The 23,030-nt window shown below is 68.8% G+C and carries 23 protein-coding genes; 12 read left to right on the top strand and 11 right to left on the bottom strand.

The features are described from left to right. Positions 1-188 precede the first annotated feature (188 nt). Positions 189-629 carry an Rrf2 family transcriptional regulator gene (locus DFS13_RS11610; RefSeq protein ID WP_043205036.1) on the bottom strand — a complete coding sequence of 147 codons (441 nt, stop codon included), beginning with the start codon at positions 627-629 and terminating at the stop codon, positions 189-191. Between the two features lie 141 nt (positions 630-770). On the opposite strand from DFS13_RS11610, the gene DFS13_RS11615 reads away from it, so the two are divergent. Then, positions 771-1,685, top strand: coding sequence for an NAD(P)/FAD-dependent oxidoreductase (locus tag DFS13_RS11615; RefSeq protein WP_105866023.1), 915 nt, complete (start codon positions 771-773; stop codon positions 1,683-1,685). Positions 1,686-1,704: 19 nt separating this feature from the next. Here DFS13_RS11615 and DFS13_RS11620 read toward each other — a convergent pair whose 3' ends face one another. The 3 genes from DFS13_RS11620 to DFS13_RS11630 form a co-directional block, all read right to left on the bottom strand. Continuing rightward, on the bottom strand, positions 1,705-3,150 hold the full coding sequence (locus tag DFS13_RS11620; RefSeq protein WP_111441723.1) for an MFS transporter: 1,446 nt from the start codon (positions 3,148-3,150) through the stop codon (positions 1,705-1,707). A 15-nt stretch (positions 3,151-3,165) separates the two neighbouring features. Further along, positions 3,166-4,308, bottom strand: a complete 1,143-nt coding sequence (gene psrA / locus DFS13_RS11625; protein ID WP_006488762.1) for an iron-containing alcohol dehydrogenase PsrA — start codon at positions 4,306-4,308, stop codon at positions 3,166-3,168. 249 nt (positions 4,309-4,557) lie between these two features. Then, on the bottom strand, positions 4,558-5,433 hold the full coding sequence (locus DFS13_RS11630; RefSeq protein WP_034202765.1) for a LysR substrate-binding domain-containing protein: 876 nt from the start codon (positions 5,431-5,433) through the stop codon (positions 4,558-4,560). 155 nt (positions 5,434-5,588) lie between these two features. Here DFS13_RS11630 and DFS13_RS11635 point away from each other — a divergent pair, with 155 nt between their 5' ends. The 4 genes from DFS13_RS11635 (at position 5,589) to DFS13_RS11650 (ending at position 9,608) form a co-directional block, all read left to right on the top strand. Beyond that, on the top strand, positions 5,589-6,548 hold the full coding sequence (locus DFS13_RS11635; RefSeq protein ID WP_006495683.1) for a LysR substrate-binding domain-containing protein: 960 nt from the start codon (positions 5,589-5,591) through the stop codon (positions 6,546-6,548). Positions 6,549-6,649: 101 nt separating this feature from the next. Beyond that, a complete protein-coding gene (locus DFS13_RS11640; RefSeq protein WP_111441724.1) occupies positions 6,650-7,780 on the top strand; it encodes a DSD1 family PLP-dependent enzyme in 1,131 nt (376 codons plus the stop codon). Between the two features lie 109 nt (positions 7,781-7,889). Beyond that, entirely contained in the window at positions 7,890-8,861 is a 972-nt protein-coding gene (locus DFS13_RS11645) for an ornithine cyclodeaminase family protein (protein WP_111441725.1), read from the top strand. Positions 8,862-8,885: 24 nt separating this feature from the next. Next, entirely contained in the window at positions 8,886-9,608 is a 723-nt protein-coding gene (locus tag DFS13_RS11650; RefSeq protein ID WP_111441726.1) for an HAD family hydrolase, read from the top strand. 60 nt (positions 9,609-9,668) lie between these two features. On the opposite strand, the gene DFS13_RS11655 is transcribed toward DFS13_RS11650, so the two are convergent. Next, positions 9,669-10,286 carry a glutathione S-transferase family protein gene (locus DFS13_RS11655; protein ID WP_006488786.1) on the bottom strand — a complete coding sequence of 206 codons (618 nt, stop codon included), beginning with the start codon at positions 10,284-10,286 and terminating at the stop codon, positions 9,669-9,671. A 93-nt stretch (positions 10,287-10,379) separates the two neighbouring features. Further along, on the bottom strand, positions 10,380-10,748 hold the full coding sequence (locus tag DFS13_RS11660) for a hypothetical protein (RefSeq protein WP_006488774.1): 369 nt from the start codon (positions 10,746-10,748) through the stop codon (positions 10,380-10,382). Positions 10,749-10,829: 81 nt separating this feature from the next. On the opposite strand from DFS13_RS11660, the gene DFS13_RS11665 reads away from it, so the two are divergent. From DFS13_RS11665 to DFS13_RS11675, 3 genes are all read left to right on the top strand, one after another. After that, a complete protein-coding gene (locus tag DFS13_RS11665; RefSeq protein WP_034202769.1) occupies positions 10,830-11,297 on the top strand; it encodes a MarR family winged helix-turn-helix transcriptional regulator in 468 nt (155 codons plus the stop codon). A gap of 149 nt (positions 11,298-11,446) precedes the next feature. Then, positions 11,447-12,208, top strand: coding sequence for an isocitrate lyase/phosphoenolpyruvate mutase family protein (locus tag DFS13_RS11670; protein WP_111441727.1), 762 nt, complete (start codon positions 11,447-11,449; stop codon positions 12,206-12,208). Between the two features lie 76 nt (positions 12,209-12,284). Further along, positions 12,285-12,461 (top strand): hypothetical protein, encoded by a 177-nt coding sequence (locus DFS13_RS11675; protein ID WP_006488764.1) that lies wholly within the window; start codon positions 12,285-12,287, stop codon positions 12,459-12,461. Here the strand turns inward: DFS13_RS11675 and DFS13_RS11680 are convergent. Beyond that, the gene (locus DFS13_RS11680; RefSeq protein WP_006488775.1) at positions 12,448-13,347 is read right to left on the bottom strand and encodes a LysR family transcriptional regulator; all 900 of its coding nucleotides are present in this window, start codon (positions 13,345-13,347) and stop codon (positions 12,448-12,450) included. The two genes, DFS13_RS11675 and DFS13_RS11680, sit on opposite strands and share 14 nt — an antisense overlap. Positions 13,348-13,451: 104 nt before the next feature. Here DFS13_RS11680 and DFS13_RS11685 point away from each other — a divergent pair, with 104 nt between their 5' ends. After that, the gene (locus DFS13_RS11685) at positions 13,452-14,330 is read left to right on the top strand and encodes an aldo/keto reductase family oxidoreductase (protein ID WP_111441728.1); all 879 of its coding nucleotides are present in this window, start codon (positions 13,452-13,454) and stop codon (positions 14,328-14,330) included. Positions 14,331-14,387: 57 nt separating this feature from the next. Here DFS13_RS11685 and DFS13_RS11690 read toward each other — a convergent pair whose 3' ends face one another. Next, positions 14,388-15,590, bottom strand: a complete 1,203-nt coding sequence (locus tag DFS13_RS11690) for an MFS transporter (protein ID WP_111441729.1) — start codon at positions 15,588-15,590, stop codon at positions 14,388-14,390. A gap of 70 nt (positions 15,591-15,660) precedes the next feature. Between DFS13_RS11690 and DFS13_RS11695 the strand changes: the two genes are divergently transcribed. After that, positions 15,661-16,710 (top strand): AraC family transcriptional regulator, encoded by a 1,050-nt coding sequence (locus DFS13_RS11695; RefSeq protein ID WP_111441730.1) that lies wholly within the window; start codon positions 15,661-15,663, stop codon positions 16,708-16,710. A 30-nt stretch (positions 16,711-16,740) separates the two neighbouring features. On the opposite strand, the gene DFS13_RS11700 is transcribed toward DFS13_RS11695, so the two are convergent. Both DFS13_RS11700 and DFS13_RS11705 read right to left on the bottom strand, forming a co-directional pair. After that, positions 16,741-16,938, bottom strand: coding sequence for a hypothetical protein (locus DFS13_RS11700; RefSeq protein ID WP_006488792.1), 198 nt, complete (start codon positions 16,936-16,938; stop codon positions 16,741-16,743). Positions 16,939-16,973: 35 nt separating this feature from the next. After that, entirely contained in the window at positions 16,974-18,881 is a 1,908-nt protein-coding gene (locus DFS13_RS11705) for a DUF3857 and transglutaminase domain-containing protein (RefSeq protein ID WP_111441793.1), read from the bottom strand. 179 nt (positions 18,882-19,060) lie between these two features. Between DFS13_RS11705 and DFS13_RS40815 the strand changes: the two genes are divergently transcribed. After that, entirely contained in the window at positions 19,061-19,291 is a 231-nt protein-coding gene (locus DFS13_RS40815) for a hypothetical protein (RefSeq protein ID WP_253567345.1), read from the top strand. Between the two features lie 285 nt (positions 19,292-19,576). After that, on the top strand, positions 19,577-20,440 hold the full coding sequence (locus tag DFS13_RS11715) for a crotonase/enoyl-CoA hydratase family protein (RefSeq protein WP_006488766.1): 864 nt from the start codon (positions 19,577-19,579) through the stop codon (positions 20,438-20,440). Between the two features lie 48 nt (positions 20,441-20,488). On the opposite strand, the gene pdeR is transcribed toward DFS13_RS11715, so the two are convergent. After that, positions 20,489-22,492, bottom strand: coding sequence for a cyclic di-GMP phosphodiesterase (pdeR, locus tag DFS13_RS11720; protein ID WP_006495698.1), 2,004 nt, complete (start codon positions 22,490-22,492; stop codon positions 20,489-20,491). Between the last annotated feature and the right edge of the window lie 538 nt (positions 22,493-23,030).

Here is a 23,030-nt window from a genome sequence, read left to right on the forward strand (position 1 = left end):
GCGTGCGGCATGCGCACCGGCGCCGCCCGGCGCGTGATTCGAACGCACCCTCGCGGGTGCGGAAAACCCGTATTTTGCCCTGTGGCGGACGAACCGGGCAGAAGTCGGGGGACAGAACATGGCGGCGCGGCGGTTTCCGCCGCGCCGGATCGCGCGTCAGATGCGATCGAGCGCGATGCTGCGACGCGTCAGCGCGACTTGCTCAGCCGCGCCGCCTTCGCTTCGAAATCGCGCGACAGCATGCCGAGCGTGACTTCGCCGAAGCGCGCGAGCAGCGACGCTTCGGCTTCCTTCAGCGTCGCCGACAGGTGCGCGTTGACGGCCTGTTCGACCAGGCATTCGGGTGCATCCTCGGGCACCAGGTCGGAAAACAGCGGCGGCTCGCCCACCGCGCGATAGACGTCGAGCAGCGTGATGTCGTCGAGCGCGACGCTCAGCGCCCAGCCGCCGCCGTGCCCCTTCTCCGACTGCACGTAGCCGCAGTCGCGCAACCCGCCGAGCAGGCGCCGCACGACGACCGGGTTCGTGCACAGCATCGTCGCGATCGTCTCCGACGTCAGCGGGCCGTCGGCCTGGTCCATGTGGATCAGCGCATGCAGCATGCGCGACAAACGGCTGTCGGTTCTCACGGGCGGGGCTCCCCTTCTCTCGAAACTTTTGAAGTTGCATGAATGATACCATCGCCCTATCATGCAACTTCTCGTGTTTCATGAGTTGGCCGCCAGCGGAACACGTGGATCATTCACGCAGGTCCAGAAAGGAGTTGATGCATGCATTCCCATCATGAAGTGATCGTGATCGGCGGCAGCTTCGCCGGGCTGTCGGCCGCGATGCAACTGGCGCGGGCACGCCGCCGCGTGCTCGTGATCGACGCCGGTCGGCCGCGCAACCGCTTTGCCGAACACGCGCACGGCTTCTTCGGCCAGGACGGCAAGCCGCCCGCGCAGATCGTCGCCGAAGCGCGTGCGCAGCTCGCCGCGTATCCGACCGTGCAGCGCATCGACGGCGAGGCACGCACCGCCGAGCGCGACGCGGACGGGCGCTTTCACGTGACGCTGGCCGACGGCAGCCGCGCAAGCGCCGACCGGCTGATTCTCGCGACCGGCATCCGCGACGCGTTGCCCGCGCTGCCGGGGCTGGCCGAACGCTGGGGCATCAGCGTGCTGCATTGCCCGTACTGCCACGGGTACGAAGTCAGCGGCCAGCGGCTCGGCGTGCTCGCCACGCATCCGCTGTCGGTCCATCAGGCGATCCTGATTCCGGACTGGGGCCCGACGACGTGGTTCACGCAGGGCGTGGTCGAAGCGAACGACGAAGAAGCCGCGTTGCTCGCCGCGCGCGGCGTGCGCATCGAGCGCTCGCCGGTCGTCGAGATCCTCGGCGCTGCGCCGCGTATCGACGCGCTGCGGCTCGCGGACGGTCAGGTCGTGCCGATCGACGCACTGTTCGTCGGCGCGCGCACCGACATGGCGAGCGACCTCGCGCAGCAGCTCGGCTGCGCGTTCGACGACGGGCCGCTCGGCACCGCGATTCGCGTCGACACGTGGAAGCGGACGAGCGTCGCCGGCGTATATGCGGCCGGCGACGCGTCGAGCCTGATGACCAACGCGACGTTCGCGTCGGCATCGGGCGTGGCGGCCGGCGTGGGCGCGCACCGGTCGCTGGTTTTCGGGCTGGACGCGTAGGTGGATGGGCAGCCGGGCGTCACGCCGCGCGCGGCGCGGCGTCCACCGCCGGCTGCGCGTCCCCCTCGGCGCTGCACGCTTCCAGCGAAATCCGCCGCGTCTCGCGCCCGTTGAGCCACCACAGGCCGGCCGCGAGCGGCCCCGGCAGCGCAAGCACCAGCAGCACGACCAGCGCGGCCGACGGCGAGCCCGACATTGCGTAAACATTCGTCAGCATCAGCGGCGCGATCACCGCGCCGAGCCGGCCGATCGCGACCGACACGCCGAGCCCCGTCGCGCGAATCCGCGTCGGCAGGATTTCGGACGACACCACATAGCCCGAGATGTACGCCCACGTGACGCCGAACTGGATCAGGCAGTAGCCGAACACCATGCCGGGCAATGCGTGCATCGCATAGATGAAGACGATCGCCGCGACGGTGAACGTATAGCTTGCGAACAACGACGCGCGCCGGCCCCAAGCCTCGACCAGGAACGCCGCGACGATGCCGCCCGCGAGCGCCGCGGCGTTGCCGATCATGTAGTAGATCGGCATGTCCGTCGACGCCACCTTCAGGTACGGCAGCAGCACGAGCGCCATCAGCGACAGCACGCCGTACACGACGGCCGCCTGCGAGAAGTTCAGCGCGCCGGCCAGCGCGCAGCGCGCGCGATACGCGCCGAACAGTTCGCCGACGTTGCGCCAGAACGCGGGCGCCTGGTGCGCGAAGCGGGTCGGCGTGTAGCGCTTCGTCAATGGCGCGCGGTCGGCCTGCGCGCGCGGCTCGCGCGCCACGCTCGCGACGATCTGCTCGACGATCGCTTCGGCTTCCGCCACGCGCCCCTGCTGGATCAGCCAGCGCGGCGATTCCGGAATCACGCGGCGGATCCAGAAGAACACCAGCGCCATCGTCGTGCCGAGGCCGAAGCCCACGCGCCATGCCCACTCGGGCGGCAACTGGTTCAGCACCAGATACGACACGGCCGCCGACAGCAGCGCGCCGACCGGAAAACCCGACAGGATCAGCGCGTCGGTCCGGCCGCGATGGCGCGTCGGAATGAATTCGCCCATCGTCGCGGTCACCGCCGAATATTCGCCGCCGACGGCCAGCGCCGTCATCGCGCGGAAGAACAGGAACGATTCGTAGTTCCACGACAGCACGGTCGCGACGCTGAAGCACGCGTACCAGAGCAGCGTCGCGAGGAACAGGCGCTTGCGGCCGTAGCGGTCGGCGAGATAGCCGAACGCGATCGCGCCCACCAGCATCCCGAACACCCAGATGCTGACCGCGAGCGAGCCCTGCGCGGCGCTCAGGTGCCAGTGCGACTTCAGCACGCCGAACACGCTGCCGATGATGTTGGTTTCGAACGAATCGAGCGCCCAGCCGACGCCGAGCGCGACCAGCATCAGCGTGTGGAAGCGGGTCCACGGCAGGTTGTCGAGACGCGTGAGCGCGTCCGTTTCGATCGGATGAGACGGTTGCATGATGAGGGCTCCTCGTCAGTGAAGCGCCCGCTCGGGCTGCTCCGGGCTGAAGTCGAAATGCGGGAAGCGCGCGCGGGTGCCGATGAAGTTGCGCCCACGTGCGCCGTCGAATGCGTGATCCACGATGCGCGCCCATTCGGGCGCATCGATCCCGTACGCGGCCGGGTGGCTCGCGACGCCGAGCGCGTCGAGCAATGCGACGAGCTGCGCGGGGGCGGACGCCGTATCGCCGAAGATCTCGCGCAGCGCGGCGTCGCACGCGGCGTCGACGCCGAGCGCCGCCTGCATCACGGCCGGCAGGCAGAACGAGCACGCGATGCCGTGCGCGACGCCGCGCGTCAGCGTGATCGCATAGGAAATGCTGTGCGCGAGCGCGGTGTGCGTGTTCGAGAACGCGAGCCCCGCGCGCAGCGCGCCGAGCGCCATGTCGCTGCGCGCGTCGAGATCGTCGGGGTGCGCATTCACGCGCCCGAGGCCGTGCATCAGTTCGCGTGCCGCCTGCACGGCAAGGCCGCGCGTGACGGGGTTCGCATGGACGTTCCAGATGCTTTCGAGCGCGTGCGACAACGCGTCGAGACCGCTGGCGAGCGTCGGCTGCATCGGCAGGCCGACCATCAGGCGCGGATCGACGATCACCGTTTCCGGAAAGAGATCGGGCCGCGACAGCGACAGCTTGCGCGCGTTGTGCGGATCCCAGACGGTCGCCCACCGCGTCACTTCGCTGCCGGTGCCGGCCGTGGTCGGGATCGCGACGATCGGCAGCGCGGGCCGCACCGGTGCGTCGCCCGTCGTGCCCGCGGCGCCGGACAGGATGCGCAGCACGCGATCGAAATCGCCGTGTTCGGCGGCGAGCACTTTCGCCGAATCGATCACCGAGCCGCCGCCGAGCGCGATCAGCACGTCCGGTTTGGCGGGCAGCGCGGCGAGCCGCTCGCACGCGCGTCGCAGCATCGGCACCGACGGGTTCGCCTCGACGCAGTCGATCCGCGCGAGCGCCGGCCCGAGCTGCGCTTCGACACGGTCGGCCAGCCGCGCGAACACGGCATCGGGATACGTGACGATCGCATAGCTGCGTCCGCCGAGCGCATCGCTCAGATCCGTGAGCGCGTCGACGCCGAAGCGGATCCGCACGGGATTGTGGAAGTGCCAGTCGCTCATGCCGCCGCTCCCGGGCGACGCCGCGTATCGCACACTTGTCCGTTCACGACCCGATATTCTGCATGACGAACCAACACGAAAAACCGATCTGCCGCGCAATACATGCTCGCACCTGAATGGAATGGGGACGAGCATCAGGTTAGGCATCCGCGATGACGCGTTCATGATCGAAAATCCCGGTCATCGGCTATGGATCGACCGAATTTTTCGATCGATCGCCGCCGCATGCCGGTGCGTCGTTGCCCGCGGTCACGCGTCGAGCGGCCGGCACCGCGCGACCGCATCGAAAAACGACGCGACCAGCCGGCTGCCGCGCCGTTCGCTCAGGCAACACACGTGGATATGGGTTTCGACCGGGTCGCCGTCGATGCGCAGCGGCCGCAGCCGCTCGTCGGGCACGTATTCGGCCTTCGATACCGTGCCGACGCCGAGCCCGCGCGCGACGGCCTCGCGCAACGCCTCGCGGCTGCCGATGTCCATCGCGATGCGCGGCGTCAGGCCGGCCGCCGCCATCGCGTCTTCGAGCGCGCGGCGCGTCGTCGAGCCCGGTTCGCGCATCAGCAGCGGCTCGCCGGCCAGCTCGTGCAGCGTGATCGCGTCGCGCGTCGCGAAGCGGTGCGTCGAGCGCACGAACGCGATCACCGGAAAGCTCGCATAGCGCTGCGTGAAGTAGCGCGCGTCCTCGAACGCGCGGGCCACCACGCCGACGTCGCACACGTACTCGTCGAGATCGCGCAAGACGGTTTCCGAATTGCCGAGCGCGACCGACAGGTGCATGTGCGGATGCAGCTTGTGATACGCGTCGATCATCTCGGTGACGTGAAACGGGCCGACCGCGCCGATCTTCAGCGAGCCGCGCTGCAATGCGCCGCTGTCGCGCAGCAGCGCGGCGGCATCGCTCTCGTCGCTGCAGATGCGGCGCGCGATCGGCAGGAATTCGAGCCCGACCGCCGACAGCTCGACGCGCCGGCCGCGGCGGTGGAACAGCTCGACGCCATGTTCGTGTTCGAGGGTCTGGATCTGCGACGTGATCGTCGTCTGGCTGGTGGATAGCGCGCGGGCGGCCGCGGTGAAACCGCCGTGCTGGACGACGGCAATGAAGCTGCGAAGCTGGGTCAGTGTCATGACGGGCGGTCGAATCGATCGGGAAATACGTGCCGAATGCCGGATGGCATCGAAAAATTCAATGTATCGGGCGAATGTGACAGGCGCGTTCCGGTCGAGCTTGTCGCCGCCCCTCGACGCCGCGTCGATGGCTTCGCCGCACGATGTGCGGTTTAATGCTCGACATCACCGGCATTAAGAGCCATGAAATGCTCGACCTCGACGACCTTCGACTCGTCCGCGCGATCGGCACGTCGCGCTCCCTGGCCGCTGCCGCCCGGCTGCTCGACCTCACGCCGCCCGCGGTCACGATTCGCCTGCAGCGGATGGAGGCACGGCTGAACGCAAGGCTCGCCGTGCGGCAGCCGAAAGGGATCGCGCTGACCGACGAAGGGCAGCGGCTGTACCAGGAAGCCGTCGGCATTCTCGAGCGCGTGGAAGCGCTGCCGGGCAGCCTCGCGGGCGACCACGGCGACGTACAGGGCACGCTGCGCGTCGTCGCCCCGCTCGGCTTCGGCCGCAAATACGTCGCACGGATCGTGCGCGACCTGCAGCGCGCGCATCCGAAACTCGACATCTCGCTCCATCTGTCGGAAAGCCCGTTGACGAGCGCGGCGGGGGCCGACGTGGTCGTCCATGTCGGCAGCCTCAAGTCGTCGTCGTGGATCGGCTATCCGCTCGCCCCCAACGAGCGCTTCCTGTGCGCGAGCCCCGCGTACGCGCGCCGCCTCAACGATCTAAAGCATCCGTCCGACCTGACGCGCTACGACTGCCTGTGCCTGCGCGAGAACGACGAAGACATCCCGCGCTGGCGCTTCTCGCCCGGCAGCGGCATCGAGGGCGAATCGCGGCGGGCTACCGTCATCCGCGTGAGCGGCGCGCTGTCGTCCAACGACGGCACCGTCATCACCGAATGGGCGCTCGCCGGGCTCGGCATCGTCGAGCGCTCCGAGTGGGACGTCGCGCCGCTGCTGGCGAACGGCAAGCTCGTCCGGCTGCTGCCCGGCTGGAACCTGCCGGCCGCGCCGGTGACCGCGCTGTTGCCGTCGCGTACCGGCCGCTCCGCGCGGCAGCGGGTGTTTCTCGACGCCGCGCAGCGGTTTCTCGATCCGCCGCCGTGGCGCGGCAAGGCATGAGTGTTAAATGCGGCTTAATGGCAGATTAGCCGCGCATTAAACACGAGGCGGCCCAACCGCCCTACAGTGTCCGCATCGGCAACCACGCCATCGGACACCTCGTGAACCTTCATACGCTCAATACCCCGGCCGCCCTGATCGACGTCGGCCGCATGCAGCGCAACATCGCGCGCATGCAAACGCATCTGGACGCACTCGGCGTCCGGTTCCGGCCGCACGTCAAGACCACCAAATGCCGGCACGTCGTCGACGCGCAGATCGCGGCGGGCGCGCAAGGCATCACGGTGTCGACGCTCAAGGAAGCCGAGCAGTTCTTCGCGCACGGCATCCGCGACATCGTCTATGCGGTCGGCATGGTGCCCGCCAAACTCGCGCAGGCGCTCGCGCTGCGCCGGCAGGGCTGCGACCTGAAGATCGTCGCCGACAGCCTGCCGGCCGCGCAGGCGATCGCCGCCTTCGGGCGCGAGCACGGCGAACGGTTCGACGTATGGATCGAAGTCGACGTCGACGGCCACCGCTCGGGCATCCCGCCCGAAGCCGACCTGCTGATCGACGTCGGCCGCGCGCTGACCGGCGGCGGCATGCTGCTCGGCGGCGTGCTCGCTCATGCGGGCTCCAGCTATGAATACGACACGCCCGACGCGCTGGCCGCGATCGCCGAACAGGAGCGCAGCCGCACCGTGCTGGCCGCAGAGCGCCTGCGGGCCGCCGGGTTGCCGTGCCCGGTCGTGAGCATCGGCTCGACGCCCACCGCGCTGGCGGCGGAGCGGCTCGACGGCGTGACCGAAGTGCGCGCCGGCGTGTACGTGATGTTCGACCTCGTGATGCACAACATCGGCGTGTGCGAACAGTCCGACATCGCGCTGTCGGTGCTGACCACGGTCATCGGTCATCAGGAAGAGAAAGGCTGGGCGATCGTCGACGCGGGCTGGATGGCGATGAGCCGCGACCGCGGCACGCAACGCCAGGCACGCGACTTCGGCTACGGGCAAATCTGCACCGAAGCCGGCGAAGTGCTCGACGACTACCTGATGAGCGCCGCCAACCAGGAACACGGGATCGTGTCGCGCGCGGGCACGCCGGATACGGACATCGCGCGGCGGTTTCCGATCGGCACGCGCCTGCGCATCCTGCCGAATCACGCGTGCGCGACCGGCGCGCAACATCCCGACTACCACGCGATCGGCGACGACGACGCCGCGCAGACGTGGCCACGCTTCTACGGCTGGTAAGCGAAGTCCGGCGCCCATGCCGCGCCATCCGCGCATTGACCATTTATCCAGTTCTGGACAAACTTTAAACACTCTCGATTCGTCTCGTGCCGGACAGGCACCCCCGACCATGCCGACCGACGCCCGCCTCCTTCTCCTCGACCGCGATGCCATCGAGCCCGCCCTGCAAGCCGGGCAAGTGATGGCGGCCGTGCGCGAAGCATTCGTGCTGCACAGTCAAAGGGCCGGACGCGTATTCCCGGTGGTGCGCGAGAAGCTGCATACCGGCGGCGTGTTCGGCATCAAGTCGGGCGACGTCGCCGGCCAGGATCTACTCGGTTTCAAGGCGGCCGGGTTCTGGCCCGGCAACCGTACACGCGGCGGCGAGCCGCATCAGGCGACCGTCGCGTTGTTCGATCCGGCGACGGGCCGCCCGCTGTGCATCATGGACGGCAACGCGATCACCGCCGCGCGGACCGGCGCCGCGGGCGGCCTCGGGCTGCAACAGCTCGCACGCCGCGACAGCACGCGGATCTGCGTGTTCGGCACGGGCGTGCAGGCGCGCGTGCAGCTCGACTACGCGCTCCGGCTGCTGCCGCAGCGGTGCACGGTGCAATACGTGAACGTCGGCGGCGAGCCGGACCCGGCGTTCGAATCGCACTTCGTCGAACGGTGCACGATCGGCGTGGCGCGCGACCGGAACGATGCGGTCGCCCACAGCGACGTGGTGATCACGGCCACGCCCGGCGGCGGGCCGTTGTTCGACGCGGATGCGGTTCGGCCGGGCACCCACCTGACCTGCGTGGGCGCCGATACCGCGGGCAAGCGCGAACTACCGCCTGGCGTGCTGGAACGCGCGCGCATCGTCGTGGACGATCACGATCAGGCGCGCAGCATCGGCGAGTGCCAGTGGGCGCCGGATTTGCCGCGCACGGAAATCGGTGACATCCTCGCGGGTGCGGCATCGGTCGACCGTGCCGCGCACGAGATCACCGTCTTCGACATGACGGGCCTCGCGCTTCAGGACCTGACCGTCGCGCGCTTCCTGTATCGGCACGCCGTCGACAACGGCACCGGAACCGCCGTTCCGTGGCCCTGGTAACACGACTTCCCGCTTTCAACCGCCATGCGTCTCACCCAAGTTTCCGCCCTGTCGTTCGACCTCGACGACACCCTGTGGCCGTTCGGGCCGTCCGTCGTCCGGGCCGAAGCGACGCTTCGCGCATGGTTGCTCGAGCACGCGCCGAATACCGAGCGCGTGCTGCCGACGCAACAGGCGCTCAGCGCGCTCCGTGAGGAATACGAACGTTTGTATCCGGATCTCGCCAGCGACTATCGCGCGATGCGAATCGGCTCGATCCGGCTGGCGCTGGAACGCGCGAACGAAGATGTCTCGCTGACCGATCGGGCCTACGACATCTTCTATGCGGCGCGCAATCGCGTCGAGTTCTATGAAGACGCGCTGCCGGCGCTGGCGTGGTTGAGCGCCCGCTTTCCGTTGATCGCGGTCACCAACGGCAACGCGGATCTCCGGCTGACCGGCGGCGGCGAATTCTTCCGCACGACGCTCAGCGCGCGCGTATTCGGCTTCGCCAAGCCGGAACCCGAAATCTTCCATGCGGCGGCGGACGCACTCGGCGTGCGGCCGGCCGAATTGCTGCATGTGGGCGACGACTTCCACCTCGACATCGTCGGCGCGTTGAATGCGGGGCTTCAGGCCGCGTGGGTCGTGCGCGAACCTCGGGCGGGCGGGGAACCGGCTCCGCCGCAGGCGGCGACACCGCATCTCACGTTGCGCGATCTGGCGATGCTGTGTCGTGCGCTCGGCGGGCCCGACACGGTGTCGTGATCGCACGCGGACGCGGCGGGTCACGCCGATGCGGCGCATGACCCGGCACCCGTTTCACTGTCACGCCGCCTTCCGCGCCTCCGCGATCCGCTGCGGCGCCTTCGGCCGCGCATACAGCCGCTCCAGATACGCGCGCAGTTGCGGGAACGGTTCGATCAGGTGGCATTCGCTCGCCCAGTCGATCAGGTAAGCCGTCACGCAATCGGCCACCGTCAGCGAATCGCCGACGATGAATTCGCGCCCTTCGAGATGCTTGTCGAGAATCGCGGCCATCGTCGTGAAATCCTCGCGCGCCAGTTCGATATCGGCCGGCGAGCGTTTCTCCGGCGGATAGATGAACGTATGCCGCGTGATCCGCCACAGCGGCTGCTCGAGTTCCGTCACCGCGAACATGACCCATCGATAGGCCTCCGCCCGCAGCGCCGGCTCGACCGGCAGCAGCGCCTTCTCCGGGTACTTGTCCGCGAGATACAGCACGATCGCGGCCGACTCGGGAATCACGAGGTCGCCGTCCACCAGCACCGGCACCTTGCCGGCCGGATTCAGGCGCAGGAATTCGGGCCGCTTGTGCTCGCCCTCGAGCAGGTTGACCGACACGAATTCGAAATCCGCATCCAGTTCCTTCAGCCCCCACAGCGCCCGCTGCGAGCGGGTGCCGGCAAATCCGTAAAGCTTCATCGCCCATCTCCATCCAGAATGTCGGGAAAATGTCTGCATCCGGACCACGCGCATCGCATCGGGCGACACGTCGTGTCCGGCCTCACGCGTCGCTCATGCGCCCGGAATCGCCAGCACCGGCATCACGTCGACCGACACGCCCGGGAACAGCGTGAAATGCGGATGACCTTCGAACAGCGCGGCGGCCGCCTCGTGCGATGCCGCCCGCACGACGCTGAAGCCGCTCAGCGCATTGGACGTGTCGCGGATGCCACCGGCGTCGATGGTCTTGGTCTTGCCGAGCGGGCCGCCCAGTTCGACGATCGCGTCGCGATGGCGCTCGACCCACGCATGCCACGCGGCGATGCCGTCGCGCTCGCGCGTGCGCCGCTCGTCCTCCGGCAGCGCCATCCATGCCTTCATCGCCGGGCTGTCCCGGGTCCCGAGAAATACGGCGAGATACAACTGTTGTTGCGCACTCATGCCTTCTCCTCCGATGACGGACGCGGCGGGTTGCCGCGCCTCGACCTTGACAAGATAGGTTGATATCAACACAATTGCAACATGGCACGAAAAGAAAAGCTTCCCTTCGAAACGACGCTGATGGTGCGCGATTGCTGCCTGTGCCTGCACATGCAGCGCGCGGCGCGCAATCTGGCGCGCATCTTCGACGATGTGCTGCGCCCGCTCGACCTCACCAACGGCCAGTTTTCGCTGCTGATGTCGTTGAACCGGCCGCAACCGGCCCCGATGAAATCGGTTGCGTCGTTGCTCGCGATGGATCGCACCACGCTCACCGCGGCGCTCAAGCCGCTCGAGCGGCGCGGCCTCGTCACGATCGCGCAGGATCCGGACGACCGGCGCAGCCGCCTGCTCGAACTGACTCCGGCCGGGCACGACCTGCTGACCGAGGCGTTCCCGTTGTGGCAGCAGGCACATGCCGAGATCGAGCGGCCGTTCGCGCCGGGCGAAGTCGACCAGTTGCGCGGCCAGTTGCGCACGCTGTCGATCGATCCGGGTTCGCGCGACTGAGGCGGCGCGCGGATCGCCCAGCGCTGGCGATCATGCGCACTTGCTGTCACGCGCTGTCAGCAGACATTGCCGGCGTCCGTCGCACCGCCCGATTCGATGGCAATATCGCTCGGCACGACAACCGATCCGGTATCCATAAGGAGACGAGCATGGGCAACAACGAGAAGGGCGCGATTTTCCGGTCGCTTCACCGCGCGGGCCAGCCGCTGGCGCTGTTCAACGTGTGGGACGCCGGCAGTGCGCGCGCGGTGGCCGACGCCGGCGCCGTCGCGCTGGCCACCGGCAGCTGGTCGGTCGCGGCAGCCAACGGTTTCGTCGACGGCGAGCAGATGCCGCGCGCACTGATGATGGAGGTGCTGGAGCGGATCGTGCGTGCGACGGACTTGCCCGTCACCGTCGATCTCGAAAGCGGCTACGGCGAGCGGCCGGAAGATGTCGCCGAGACGATCGCGATGAGCATCCGGGCCGGCGCGATCGGCTGCAATCTCGAAGACAGTTTTCCGTCGACGGGCGAACTGCGCGACGTCGACGAAGCGGCGGCCCGTATCGCGGCGGCCCGGCAGGCGGCCGATCGCGCGGGCGTCGACTATTTCATCAACGCGCGCACCGACGTGTTCTTCAAGGCGGCAGCCGAGACGCACGACGAACGATTGCTCGACGCGACGCTGGCGCGCGCCCGCGCGTACGCGGCGGCCGGCGCCGACGGCCTGTTCGTGCCCGGCCTGCGCTCGCCGGCGCTCATTCGCGCGCTGACGGCCGCGTCGCCGCTGCCGGTGAACGTGATGCGCGTCGCGGAAACGCCGACGCTCGCGGAACTCGCGGAGTACGGCGTGGCGCGCATCAGCCACGGGCCGTATCCGTATCTGCAGGCAATGAAGACGCTGGCGGCGCTGGTCAAGCAAGGCGGCTGACGGATTCGCGGGGCGGCGGGCGGCCGCCGCGCCGTCGCTGCCGGTCATCCCGATCGGCTTTGTTCCCGCAGGCGTCGTGCTGCGCTACTTCTCGCCGATCACGACGATCGGTACGCCGCCAAGCGCGGCCGCGCGGGAACCGCGCATCGCGTGCATGTTTCCGGCCGACGACGCGACCGGCGCGTACCACCGGCAGCGGCTCGACGCGCACGCGCACGCGCCGGTGCGCCGACCCGCGCTCAGGATGCCTTAATGAAATCGATGAACGCGCGGAGTGCCGGCGGCACCAGACGCCGCCCCGGATAGTACAGAAACGGGCCCGAGAACGGCCGCCACCACGGTTCGAGCACCGGTTCGAGCGCGCCGCTGTCGACATGCGGGCGCAGCCAGTCTTCGAACAGATGCACGATGCCCGTACCGGCGATCGCCGCGTCGACCATCAGCTCCGTCGCCCCGCCGATCTGGACCAGTAGCGGACCGGCGGCCGGCTCGACCCGCACGACCTCGCCGTCGCGCTCGAACTCCCACGGCGGCATCGCGCCGCTTGCGAAACGCCCGCGCAGGCACCGATGGTCGAGCAGGTCGCGCGGATGCCGCGGCCGGCCGTGCCGGTCGAGATAGCCGGGCGCCGCCGCGGTCGCGAACCGCTGGACGCGCGGGCCGATCGGCACCGCGATCATGTCCTGTTCGAGCCGTTCGTCGTAGCGGATGCCCGCGTCGCATCCGGCCGCCAGCACGTCGACGAAATTTTCGTCGGCGGTCACTTCCAGCCGGATGTCCGGATACGCATCGAGAAAGCGCGGCACGATCGCGGGCAACACGAGCCGCGATGCGCTGACCGGCACGTTGAGCTTCAGCGTGCCGGCCGGTCGGCCGCGGAATTCGTCGATACCGTCGAGCGCCGCCGCCACTTCGGTCAGCGCGGGCCCGAGGCGCGCGAGCAGGCGCTCGCCGGCTTCGGTGGGCACGACGCTGCGCGTCGTGCGATGCAGCAGCCGCACGCCGAGCCGCGCTTCCAGCCGGCGCACGGCCTCACTCAGCCCCGACGCGCTGAGGCCCGTCATGCGCGCGGCGTCGCGGAATCCGCCGGCGCGCGCCACGGCCATGAACGCGTTCAGATCGCCCAGATCGGTTTGCATTGTTCGCCTTTTCGTACAACCCGTGCGAATTATGCCGGCTTATCGCGCAGACGACTCGTCCCTATGCTGAACGCATTCATTCATCTCATCGACAGGAGCACGTCATGCCCGACATTCGCCACACCGCCACCTTCAGGCTCGGAGATCGCCACGTCAGACGGATCGGCTACGGCGCGATGCAGCTCGCCGGCCCCGGTGTATTCGGCCCGCCGAAAGACCGCGACGCCGCATTGAAGGTCTTGCGCGAAGCCGTCGAATCCGGCGTCGACCATCTCGACACCAGCGACTTCTACGGCCCGCACGTGACGAACCGGCTGATTCGCGACGCGTTGCATCCATATCGCGACGATCTCGTGATCGTCACCAAGATCGGCGCGCGCCGCGGCGACGACGCGTCGTGGCTGCCCGCCTTCGCGCCCGACGAACTCGAACGGGCCGTGCACGACAACCTGCGCAACCTGGGGCTCGACGTGCTCGACGTCGTCAACCTGCGCATCATGTTCGACACGCACGGGCCGGCCGAGGGATCGATCGAAGCGCCGCTGGCCACGCTCGCCGAACTGCAACGGCGCGGGCTGGTCCGGCACATCGGCCTGAGCAACGTCACGCCCGCGCAGGTTGCAGAAGGCCGGCGGATCTGCGACATCGTCTGCGTGCAGAACCACTACAACATCGCGCATCGCGGCGACGATGCACTGATCGACACGCTGGCCCGTGACGGCATCGCGTACGTGCCGTATTTTCCGCTCGGCGGCTTCTCGCCGCTGCAGTCGTCGACGCTGTCCGACGTCGCCGCCCGCGTCGGCGCGACGCCGATGCAGGTCGCGCTTGCGTGGCTGCTGCGCCGCGCGCCGAATCTCCTGCTGATTCCCGGCACGTCGTCGGTCGCGCATCTGCGCGAGAATCTCGCGGCCGCCGACCTCGATCTGCCGGCCGACGCGCTCGCGGCACTCGACGGCATCGCGGGCGCCGGCGCCGCCTGACGCGCGGACGATCGCCTGGCAGCCCGTGCGACACGAGCCGCCGGGCCGCAGGGCCGGTCAGGACGCGACCACGCCGACCCGCTTCGGCACGCCGGTCACGATCGTCGCGACCGCGACCGCCAGCACGATCGCCGCGCCGACGAACACGCCTGCCGCGCCGTTCGCGTCGAACACGACGCCGCCGGCCGCCGCGCCCGTCGCGATCGCGAGCTGGATCGCCGCGACGATCAGCCCGCCCGCGCTCTCGGCCTCGTCGGGCACGGTGCGCGTGACCCACGTCGACCACGCGACCGGCACGCCGCCGAACGCCATTCCCCACAACGCGACCAGCACCGCGTCGATCATCGGCGCGCGGCCGAGCACGACGAGCGCGATGCCGAGCACGACCATCAGCGCCGGCATGCCGATCAGCATCGGCCGCAGCCGGTGTTCGAGCACGCGGCCCGCGAGCGACGTGCCGACGAAGTTCGCGATGCCGTAGCCGAGCAGGATCGCCGACAGCCCGTTCACGCCGACACCCGCGACCTGTTCGAGGAACGGCCGCAGATACGTGAAGAACGCGAAATGGCCGGTGAACACGAGGATCGTCGCGAACATCCCGAGGCCGACGGTCGGCCGGCGCAGCACGTCGATCAGCGTGCGCAGCCGCGTCGTGCCGCTCGGCGGCATCGACGGCAGCGTGACAAGCTGCGACACGAACGCGAGGCCGCCGAGCACGGCCGCGATCAGGAACACGTTGCGCCAGCCGATCAGGTGACCGAAGTAGCTGCCCATCGGCGCGGACGCGATGGTCGCGACCGCCACGCCGCTGAAGATGATCGACAGCGCGCGCGGCACCATCGCCGTCGGCACGAGTCGCATCGCGGTGGCGGTCGCCATCGTCCAGAAGCCGCCGAGCGCGATGCCGAGCACGACGCGGCCGATCAGCAGCATCGCCAGATTCGGCGCGAACGCGACAGCGAGATTCGATGCGACGAGCAGCACCGAGAACACCAGCAGCACGCGCCGCCGGTCGATCGTGCGCGTGAGCGCCGAGATCAGCAGGCTCGTGACGAGCGCGACCGTGGCGGTGGCCGTGACGGCCTGTCCGGCCACGCCTTCGGTCACGCCGAGGCTCTCGGCCATCGGCGTGAGCAGGCTCGCCGGCAGGAATTCGGCCGTGACGAGCCCGAACACGCCGAGCGCCATCGCGAATACCGCGCCCCAGGCCGGTTCGCGGGGGGCCGCCGTCGAGGCGGCCGAAGAGATTCCGGGATTCATGCGAGGTTCCGTGTCGGTTAGGGAAAGTACTGATGAGGGCGTATCGTAAGGAACGGCGGCAGGACGGTCTATGACATACAATCCGTTCTTGTTGATCGAACGTCCGTATCTCGATATGTCCGAGCCCCTTCTGCCCCCGACTCCCGACACGCACGACCTCGTCAGCGAGCTGCTGCTGGGGATGCGCCTGAGCGGCGTCCAGTACCGCCGCATCCAGGTCGCGCGGCCGTTCGGGCTGAATTTCGGCCATGCGCCGGGCCGCGCGCAGTTCCATTTCGTCGTGCGCGGGCCCGTGCTGCTGCGCGACGCGTCGGGCGACACGATGCGGCTCGAGGCCGGCGACGCGATCCTGTTGCCGCACGGCGGCATGCACGCGCTGGTGTCCGATCCGGATGTGCCGAGCCGCGAGATCAACGGCTTCGAGATCGCGAAGATCTGCGATACGGTCGCGTCGGTGGCGTCGGCCGGCGTCTCGCCCGCGACCTGCGCGACGACGGAGCCCGGCCCCGGCGATGCGCTGATTTTCAGCGCGTGCATGGAACTCGACCTCGGCGGCATGCAGCCGCTGGTCGGCACGATGCCCGAGTTCATGCACGTGGGCACGCTGCTCGCGCGTTACCCGGAGATCCGCCCGATGCTCGATGCGATGGAGCGCGAAGCGTGCACCGCGCGCGCGGGCTTCGCGGGCATCCTCGCGCGGCTCGCGGACGTGGTCGCGGCGTTCATCGTGCGCGGCTGGGTCGAGTGCGGATGCGGCGATGCGACCGGCTGGGTACAGGCGCTGCGCGAGCCGAAGCTCGGCCGCGCGATCGTCGCGCTGCATCGCGACCCGGGCCGCAACTGGAGCGTCGCGGAGCTTGCGGCCGAAGCGGGCGTGTCGCGCTCGGTGTTCGCCGAGCGCTTCCTCGCGGCCACCGGGATGACGCCCGTGCGTTACCTGACCGAGCTGCGGATGCGGCTCGCCGCGCAGTGGATCGCACGCGACCGCGAGACGATCGAAGCGGTCGCGTACCGGCTCGGCTACGGTTCGCTCGCCGCGTTCAGCCGGGCGTTCAAGCGCGTGGTCGGCAAGCCGCCGGGCGCCGTGCGCGCGGACGGCGACGTGCCCGCCGAAGCGTAACGTGCGGCGACGGCGACGGCCTGCCGCGCGTCACTTCAACGCATCGAGCCTGTCGACCAGCGCCGTTGCGCACTGCACGGCGAGCGCCGCGCACTGCTGCGCATCCACGGCAGCGCCGTTCGTGACGGCGCCCTGCACGATCCGGCCCAGCAATTCCTTCGAGAGTTCGGCGATCTCGCGATCCCGCTCCGTCATGATGTCCTCCTGCGCGTCGGCAATGGCGGTCATTCGCCGCTTCGGAGCGAATGCCGTGCCCGCGCCGCTCAACGCTGCTTCGCCCGCACGACGATCTGCGCCTGCGTGTCGCGCTCGATGCGCTCGAGCGACGCGCGCAGCGCGGCAAACTCGTCCGGCGTGCAGACCTGCCGGCCAAAATCCGCCTTCATCCGCCGCGTGACCTGCAGGACGCGCGCGGCCGCATCGAACACGTAATGCGACGTGAAGTCGACGAACCGGTCGTGCACGGCCGTATCGGCCGGCAGGTCGGTCACGGCGACGCCCGCCGGCAGCGCGATCTGGCCGGTCTCGTCGAACGTGCCGCCGACGCAGCCCCACGGCTGCGTGCGCACCGGCTCGGCCAGCCAGGCCTCGACCTGCGTCGCGATACCGCCCGTGAGGCTCGACAGCGCGGGCAACGCGGTCGTGCCGTCCGGCCACACGAAATGATCGAGCGTGCCGGTCACGGTCACGTCGAACGGGCCGTCGGACACGCGCCGGTCGCCGGTCGACAGTTGCGCGCGGCCGCGCAGGCCGCTTTGCCGCAGGCGCTCGTTCGCCAGTTGTTCGATGCGCTCGCGCGACGCGCGGCGAAACAGCGTGCGCTCGAGTTCGGCCGTCCAGCCGTCGTCCTCGACGTACGCCTGAACACGCGCGGCGCCGGGCTGCGCGGCATCGATCGCGATCCGCGCGGTGCGGCCGCGCGGCTGCGTGGCCGGCGTGCGCGACAGCACGCCCGTATCGACCAGCAGCGCCGGGCGATCCATCACGATCGGCGGCAGGTAGCCGAATGCGATGCCGGCCGTCGTCGTGTCCGCGTAGAGGCCGAGATCGGGCAGCCACGTGATCGCATGGTTGATCGCGCCGGCGCCGTAGCCGGGGACCGACGGCAGCGTGTACACCGAGCCGAGATTGATCAGCACCGGTTCGCTGCGAATGCCGACCGCCGCGAGCAACGCGCCGAACAGCGCGACGTGGTCCTTGCAGTCGCCGTAGCGGTTGCGCAGGATGTCGGTCACGCGATGCGGCGCGGCGGCCGTTTCGCCGAGAAACAGCCCGACGTAGCGCACGTTCGCCTGCACCCAGTCGTACAGGATGCGCGCCTTGTCGCGTGGCTCGGCGGCACTCGCCGTGAGCGCGCGCGCCAGTTGCACGACGGCGGGATCGTTCGCGCCCGGGTCGACGGCCGCGTTGCGGTAGCGCGCGGCGAACGCCGCGTAGTCGGGCAGCGTCGACACGACGAGCCGGTCGCCGTAGGTCGGATAGCCGACCGCGCCGCTCTCGATGCGATCGTACGCGCCGTGCCGGTAGTCGAATTCGTAACGCGTGCGACCGTTCGCCGTGACCGGCGGCAGCGCGACGTAGCCGCGCGCATCCGCGTACAGCGGCATGTCGGCCGGCACGTCGAAAATCAGCCGCTGGCTGTCGACCGGCTCGCGTGACGGCTCGACGGTGTAGCCGAAGTAGCCGCGATTGACCGGCTTCGTGCGGGTCTTGCGGAACGCGACGCGCGTGCTCGACCCGGCTTCGACGCCGGGAAACACGACGGTGCGCAGCAGCCCGTCCTGGAACGTCGGCGCGCCGGCCGAACGCGGCTCCTGCACGTCGCGGATGCCGTCCGCGCCGACCGGATGCGCGACGCCGTCGCGGTCGATCGTCTCGGCCGCGAGCAGTTCCACCTTCTCGAGATGCTTGTCGAACCACACGTAGCGCTGCGCGACCGTGTCGATCCCGTTCGCGTCGTTCGCGCGCAGTGTCGAATCGTCGTGCTCGTCGAGCGAACCGTCGTGCTGGATCACGAATTCGTGGACGTCGCTGACGAGCGTGACGGGCGCCGTCTCGCCCGCGTCGTGCGAATCGTCCGCGCCGCGCGTATCGGCCACCGCCGTACCCGCGCCGAGCGCAACGGCGCACGCGAACAGGCAGCCGGTCCATCGGGAATAAAAACGCACCACGTCGAAGCTCTCCGCGCGTTCGTTGTCGGGCGTCAGCGCCGCGCGCCGGAGCGGGAGTCGTACCGCATGACGCGCGCATGACGGGCCGCTCGCGCGCACTCGCACGCGCGGCCGTCGTGCGGCCCAGTGTGGGCGACGGGCCGGCAAGCGTCAAGCCGCGCCAGCGGGAAGGAGATCTCATGCCGATCGGTGACGCTTGCGCAACCGGTGACCGCGTGATGGCGTTCGCGTGGCTGCGTGTGGTCCTGTTCGGCACGCTGCCAACGGTGCTGCATCCCGAACGGCGGCATCCGAAGCCGATCGACGCCGAGCGGCCATGCGCGCCGCGCGCGCCCTCTCGCTCGCTCGCGACGAGACGAATCGCCCCCACGCCGGTCGACCCGATCCGCAACAGCGGATCGGCGTCCTGACGTCGCTTTCAGCGCGTAAGCGACCGGCGACGCCGGCGCGCCCGCTCCACTCGAGTCCCCTCCCCCACCGACCTCAACCCGTCGTCCCGCCCTTCGTCGTCACCCGCCCTTTCGTTCGAACGCAAGCCGCACGGGTTTTCCGTTCGTGCGTTGTTCCCCGCAATTCGACTTTTGTGCGCGCGCAACAATGGCGTTGCCTCGCGCCAGGCGCCCCGGCGGGCCACCCGATACCCGCATGGCGCATGGCGCGACGGTCTTTAAAACCACATCTCACGAGGACATACCATGCAACTCCAATCCCATCCGGCGTGCCGGCCGTTTTACGAAGCCGGCGAACTCTCGCAACTGACGGCCTTCTACGAAGAAGGCCGTAACGTCATGTGGATGATGCTGCGATCGGAGCCGCGGCCGTGTTTCAACCAGCAACTCGTCACCGACATCATCCATCTCGCGCGCGTCGCACGCGACTCGGGCCTCACGTTCGACTTCTGGGTGACGGGCTCGCTCGTCCCCGAGCTGTTCAACGTCGGCGGCGACCTGAGTTTCTTCGTCGACGCGATCCGCAGCGGCCGGCGCGACCAGCTGATGGCCTATGCGCGCTCGTGCATCGACGGCGTGTACGAGATCTACACGGGCTTCGGCACCGGCGCGATCTCGATCGCGATGGTCGAGGGCAGCGCGCTCGGCGGCGGCTTCGAGGCCGCGCTCGCGCATCACTACGTGCTCGCGCAGAAGGGCGTGAAACTCGGGTTCCCCGAGATCGCGTTCAACCTGTTCCCGGGCATGGGCGGCTATTCGCTGGTCGCGCGCAAGGCGAACCGCGGCCTCGCGGAATCGCTGATCGCGACCGGCGAAGCGCATGCGGCAGAGTGGTACGAAGACTGCGGGCTGATCGACGAGACGTTCGACGCCGGTGACGCGTATCTCGCGACGCGCACCTTCATCGACGTGACGAAGCCCAAGCTGAACGGCATCCGTGCGATGCTGCGCGCCCGCGAACGCGTGTTCCAGCTGTCGCGCTCGGAGCTGATGGACATCACGGAAGCGTGGGTCCATGCGGCGTTCACGATCGAGCCGAAGGACCTCGCGTACATGGAACGCCTGGTGATGCTGCAGAACCGGCGCGTGTCGAAGCTGCGCACGGTGTAATGCGACGGGCGCCGCCGACGGCCGGCGGCGCCTTGTCCGGAACGACGCTCAGGCGATCAGCCTGAGCTTTCTCGTCTCCGCGAGCCACGCCTCGAACGCCTGCGCCGGCATCGGCCGCGCGTAGTAGTAGCCCTGCGCGTGATCGACGTCGAGCTGCTTGAGGAATTCGGCTTCCGCATGCGTTTCGACGCCTTCGGCGACCACCGCGAAATTCAGCGCCTTCGCGAGCGACACGACCGAGCGCACCAGCGCCTGCGAGCGCGGATTGCGGTCGATCGCCGTGATGAAGGTGCGGTCGAGCTTGATCGCGTCGAGCGGCAGCCGCGACAACTGCGACAGCGACGAATAGCCGGTGCCGAAATCGTCGAGATGGATCTCCGCGCCGAGCTGGCGGAACTGCCGCATCAGCCCGATGGCCGCGTCCTCGTCCTCGATGAAGCAGCTCTCGGTCAGCTCGATGTCGAGCAGGCCGGGCTTGAGCCCCGCGCCGTCGAGAATCGACGCGAACTGATGCACGATGTTCATGTCCTGCAACTGCCGCGCGGACACGTTCACCGCGATCCGGATGCCGAGCCCCTTCGCCTTCCACGCGGCAGCCTGCGCGGCTGCCGTGCGCATCACCCAGCGTCCGAGCGGCGCGATCAGCCCCGACTCTTCCGCGAAACGGATGAACTCGACCGGCGCGACGAGCCCGCGATCGGGCGACTGCCAGCGGATCAGCGCCTCGACGCCGTGCACGTCGCCCGTCGCGATATCGACGACCGGCTGGTAATGCAGCACGAACTGCTCTTCCTCGAGCGCCTTGCGCAGGTTCGTGTCGAGCCACATGTACTTCGCGACCTTCTGGTTCATCTCCAGCGAGAACACGCGATACGTATGCTTGCCCTCTTCCTTCGCGACGTACATCGCGGTATCGGCGCTGCGGATCAGCGTCTCGAGCGAATCGCCGTGCTGCGGATGCATCGCGATGCCGATCGAGCAACTCGTGTAGACCTCCATCAGCCCGAGATGGATCGGCGTGCGCAGCCGCTCGAGGATGATCTGCGCGGTCGCTTCGAGCAGCGGGCGCGTGCCCTGTTCGAACAGCACGAGGAATTCGTCGCCGCCGAGCCGCGCGAGCGTCGCGCCGGACGGCAGGCAGCCGCTGATGATCGCCGACACGTCCTGCAGCAGGCGGTCGCCGGTGATGTGCCCGTAGTGATCGTTGACGCGCTTGAAGTTGTCGAGATCGAGGAACAGGATGCCGACCTGCCCGCGCGTCTGCTCGCTCTCCGCGGCGATCGCCGCGTGGATGCGCTCGCTGATCGCATGGCGGTTCGGCAGCCCGGTGAGCACGTCGGTGTTCGCGAGCTCGGTGAGCCGCTGCTGCGCGTTGCGCTCCTCGGTGATGTCGATGCCCGAGCAGATCAGGTACTGCTCGTCGACGCCGCTGCCGCTCTGCACGAACTTGTTGCGGAACTGGAACAGGCGCGGCCCGTTGACCGTGTTGATGTAGCGCTCGACCGCGAACGACTGGTTGCTCGCGAAGAAGCCCGTGATGTTGCTGCGCGACTGCGCGCCCTGCTCGGGGCTCATGAACAGCTCGAACGCGCTGCGGCCGATCACGTCGACCTCGCGCTTGCCCGTCACTTCCTCGCACAGGCGATTGAAGCGCTGCACCATCCCGTTGCGGTCGAGGATCACGACGAGCGAATTCACTTCGGACACGACCTGCTCGGCGAACGCGAGCCCGTGCGACAGGTCGCCGGCGACGGATTCGGTATCGGAATAGGCGGACGCCGTGCCGGCCCAGTCGACCGTATTGACCTTCCTGCCGACGAGATGGAGGCTGACCGGGTTGCCGAACAGCACGATGTCGAGCACGAGGTGCGACGTGACGCCGGTCAGCGCGCGGATGCGCGCGGCCTGCTCGACCGTCAGCGCGATCGCGACGTTGGTCAGGCCGCGGACCGCGGCCAGTTCGAGCGCGTTGCTGTCGCTGCCGAGACGCCAGCAGGGGCTGCGCGTACCGACGTGCGCCTCGAGCACCGCGCTATCGTTTTCGTCATCCATGGACACGCCCCGATCCAGAAAAAACGCACAGTGTAGTCGGAGGCGAGTGGGCCGACCGCCTTCCCGGGCCGCGCCGTGCGCGTGCCCGGCAGGGCAGCCGTGATTGCCGTGACAGCGGGCCTCGTCCCGTCCTTGTTTCCAGCTAATGCGACCGGCGTTCGCGCGTGACGCGCAGGTTCTGCCTTACGAATGATGAGAGCCATCTTATCAAATGACGATGAGGATTGGCACTCACATTTAGAGCAGAGTGTCAAGGAATCGGGACTCGATTGGCAAGCCGGATTTTTCATGATTGGCAGCATGCGACGGAGCGGATGGCGCGCGGCGAATCAGGGCCGGCGAGACGGCCCGGAATCCCCGTCTGGCGGGCATTTGCGGCCGATTCATGGATAAGGGGACGGATCTTCGGGGCGGCCGTCGCGGCAGGGTCGAATCACATGCCGCAATCCGGTTTTCCGCCATTTTTGATTCCGTTCGCGCGTGAATGCGCGGCTTTATTCCACAGTTCGTTGCAATAGTCTCCCCCGCGCCCGGCGCG

It is taken from the genome of Burkholderia sp. 28_3, assembly GCF_003253915.1.
Taxonomy (GTDB): Bacteria; Pseudomonadota; Gammaproteobacteria; order Burkholderiales; family Burkholderiaceae; genus Burkholderia; species Burkholderia cenocepacia.

Bases quoted from the DNA above. Each gene is read 5' to 3' on its own strand.
- DFS13_RS11615 (WP_105866023.1), top strand. From the start codon at position 771: ATGCATTCCCATCATGAAGTGATCGTGATCGGCGGCAGCTTCGCCGGG.
- DFS13_RS11620 (WP_111441723.1), bottom strand. From the start codon at position 3,150: ATGCAACCGTCTCATCCGATCGAAACGGACGCGCTCACGCGTCTCGAC.
- psrA (WP_006488762.1), bottom strand. From the start codon at position 4,308: ATGAGCGACTGGCACTTCCACAATCCCGTGCGGATCCGCTTCGGCGTC.
- DFS13_RS11630 (WP_034202765.1), bottom strand. From the start codon at position 5,433: ATGACACTGACCCAGCTTCGCAGCTTCATTGCCGTCGTCCAGCACGGC.
- DFS13_RS11635 (WP_006495683.1), top strand. From the start codon at position 5,589: ATGCTCGACATCACCGGCATTAAGAGCCATGAAATGCTCGACCTCGAC.
- DFS13_RS11645 (WP_111441725.1), top strand. From the start codon at position 7,890: ATGCCGACCGACGCCCGCCTCCTTCTCCTCGACCGCGATGCCATCGAG.
- DFS13_RS11650 (WP_111441726.1), top strand. From the start codon at position 8,886: ATGCGTCTCACCCAAGTTTCCGCCCTGTCGTTCGACCTCGACGACACC.
- DFS13_RS11655 (WP_006488786.1), bottom strand. From the start codon at position 10,286: ATGAAGCTTTACGGATTTGCCGGCACCCGCTCGCAGCGGGCGCTGTGG.
- DFS13_RS11660 (WP_006488774.1), bottom strand. From the start codon at position 10,748: ATGAGTGCGCAACAACAGTTGTATCTCGCCGTATTTCTCGGGACCCGG.
- DFS13_RS11665 (WP_034202769.1), top strand. From the start codon at position 10,830: ATGGCACGAAAAGAAAAGCTTCCCTTCGAAACGACGCTGATGGTGCGC.
- DFS13_RS11670 (WP_111441727.1), top strand. From the start codon at position 11,447: ATGGGCAACAACGAGAAGGGCGCGATTTTCCGGTCGCTTCACCGCGCG.
- DFS13_RS11680 (WP_006488775.1), bottom strand. From the start codon at position 13,347: ATGCAAACCGATCTGGGCGATCTGAACGCGTTCATGGCCGTGGCGCGC.
- DFS13_RS11685 (WP_111441728.1), top strand. From the start codon at position 13,452: ATGCCCGACATTCGCCACACCGCCACCTTCAGGCTCGGAGATCGCCAC.
- DFS13_RS11690 (WP_111441729.1), bottom strand. From the start codon at position 15,590: ATGAATCCCGGAATCTCTTCGGCCGCCTCGACGGCGGCCCCCCGCGAA.
- DFS13_RS11695 (WP_111441730.1), top strand. From the start codon at position 15,661: ATGACATACAATCCGTTCTTGTTGATCGAACGTCCGTATCTCGATATG.
- DFS13_RS11700 (WP_006488792.1), bottom strand. From the start codon at position 16,938: ATGACCGCCATTGCCGACGCGCAGGAGGACATCATGACGGAGCGGGAT.
- DFS13_RS40815 (WP_253567345.1), top strand. From the start codon at position 19,061: ATGCCGATCGGTGACGCTTGCGCAACCGGTGACCGCGTGATGGCGTTC.
- DFS13_RS11715 (WP_006488766.1), top strand. From the start codon at position 19,577: ATGCAACTCCAATCCCATCCGGCGTGCCGGCCGTTTTACGAAGCCGGC.
- pdeR (WP_006495698.1), bottom strand. From the start codon at position 22,492: ATGGATGACGAAAACGATAGCGCGGTGCTCGAGGCGCACGTCGGTACG.